We start from the raw sequence: 2226 nt of genomic DNA on the forward strand, positions 1-2226 counted from the left end.
ATCGTAACTATCAGCAAACGCGACTATGTATTGGCAATCCCTTTTACCATGTTTAGGGTATTTTTTAGGGATTAAACTTGTAACAGGCATGCCTCTTCCCAAACTAAAGCCTAACGAGCCTCGATACATCTCAACTTCTTCAAATGGTATAACGAGTTCAGGGTTGCCACCAAACGCAGGGAAATTTACATTGCCGGTTTTTCGGTCAAAAACAACGGAGGTGGCTCTTGGGATTCTTGCTTTACGATAGTAAATAAAAGCAATTATTAATAATAAAACTTGCCCTAGGATAAACAAAGGGTGTAAAAAATGAGCACCTAAAAACTGCTCCATACTGGCAGCTTTAAATAAAGTCGTAATTTGCATAAAAATTGAAACACCAAAAAAAACTAATGCCGTAAAAACGGTAGAAGTTTGGAAGATATCCCTCATACTTGATATTAATAATACGCCGTAATAACGACCATCAGTTGAATATATATCGTTTACTCCTAATAGGTTGTCATAATTGACGTCTACTTTTCGGTAGTGCTTTCCCATGTCAGTTGGTTTTTTAGGGGGGCGTAATTCTGATATTTGCTCGGTGTTTATCATATTGTTACTCAAGTCCTAATTCTTCTTTTAGCGCATAATTCCACGAGAAATTTAAGATGTCACTCACCTTAACTATTCAAACTGAATGTCGTTTTTATTGTTCAATTTGCGCGGCGTAAAGCCGCGCCTACGCAAATTTAAACAGCTGTGTTGCATCCTGTAGGCGGGAGCTTACCTCGCGCATGGTTTATTTTTATTCTTTATTCTACTTCATCACCAAAAACGCGTATTTAAAGGGGGGTGTCTTATTAATTGCGCCTTCTAATTTCCAACGTGGCGATAAACCTAGGCAGCACTTACACCACCTAGGTTTGAATTCCTTTTCTGATTGTTAAAGAGCGGTTGGCTTGTAAACCTGTTTTTATTTAACCTGAATCACAAAAGTAAAATATTGAGCTCGTACGCACGTTTTATATTTTTCTCTAGCAATACGGGGTCATCACTAAATGGCGCAATAACATAATTAACTTCATCCCTCGGGTATTCTTCTGTTGCATCACGATTTTCGTGATAAACATACTTATAGTTATTTTTTATGACAGGATCGAGCGGATACTTATCCATATAGGGACCAATTTTATCACCTCTCCATGTAACACTATTTCCCTTATTTAAATGGTGTTGAACAGACTGTAACAACCCAAAAGGGATTGGTTTATTTTTATCCATAAACTCCGTTAATAATGTCCACGATTGACAAGCCCCATCGTAGCTATCAGCAAACGCGACTATGTATTGGCAATCCCTTTTACCATGCTTAGGGTATTTTTTAGGGATTAAACTTGTAACAGGCATGCCTCTTCCCAAACTAAAGCCTAACGAGCCTCGATACATTTCAACTTCTTCAAATGGTATAACTAGTTCTGGGTTGCCACCAAACGCAGGGAAATTTACATTGCCGGTTTTTCGATCAAACACGACTAATTTACCTCGAGGGATCCTCGCTTTACGGTGATAAACAAAAGCAATAATTAATAACAAGACTTGCCCTAGGATAAACAAAGGGTGTAAAAAATGTGCACCTAAAAACTGCTCCATACTGGCAGCTTTAAATAAAGTCGTAATTTGCATAAAAATTGAAACACCAAAAAAAACTAATGCCGTAAAAACGGTAGCAGTTTGGAAGATATCCCTCATACTTGATATTAATAATACGCCGTAATAACGACCATCAGTTGAATATATATCGTTTACTCCTAACAAGTTGTCATAATTGACTTCCACTTTTCGGTAGTGCTTTCCCATGTCAGTTGGTTTTTTAGGGGGGCGTAATTCAGATACTTGCTCGGTGTTTATCATATTGTTACTCAAGTCCTAATTCTTCTTTTAGCGCATAATTCCATAGTGATAAATTCACTTCGGTTGTGAGCCATTTATTTGGTTTTTCAAGCTCGCCGTACTCATCGCGTTTTGATACTGGTAATATAAATTTATTATCCTCAAAAGCATCGCTTACTGACGCCCCATTACCTTTTGGATACGTTTTCACTCGTAGTCTAAATGTAACTCTGGTTGTGTTGAGCGCTTTAAATATGGCGGCGCAGTTATGCTGATTTACATCGAGCCGTATAACCTGCCCACTTGATAAATCAGTCACTAAAAAATTAAGATGGGTGTCATTGTTATTCCTTA

At 37.7% G+C, this 2226-nt stretch carries 2 protein-coding genes and 1 pseudogene; all 3 read right to left on the bottom strand.

The window, feature by feature from the left end:
• Nucleotides 1-594 (bottom strand): annotated as a pseudogene (locus H5186_RS22370) (hypothetical protein); the annotation flags it as partial.
• 375 nt (nucleotides 595-969) lie between these two features.
• Nucleotides 970-1893 (bottom strand): hypothetical protein, encoded by a 924-nt coding sequence (locus H5186_RS22375; protein ID WP_182740949.1) that lies wholly within the window; start codon nucleotides 1891-1893, stop codon nucleotides 970-972.
• A gap of 4 nt (nucleotides 1894-1897) precedes the next feature.
• Nucleotides 1898-2226 (bottom strand): hypothetical protein (locus tag H5186_RS22885; RefSeq protein WP_220496412.1); only part of this gene is annotated, 329 nt, incomplete at its 5' end.

The sequence above is a fragment of the Pseudoalteromonas sp. SG41-2 genome (assembly GCF_014164535.1).
In the GTDB taxonomy this organism is placed as follows: domain Bacteria; phylum Pseudomonadota; class Gammaproteobacteria; order Enterobacterales; family Alteromonadaceae; genus Pseudoalteromonas; species Pseudoalteromonas rhizosphaerae.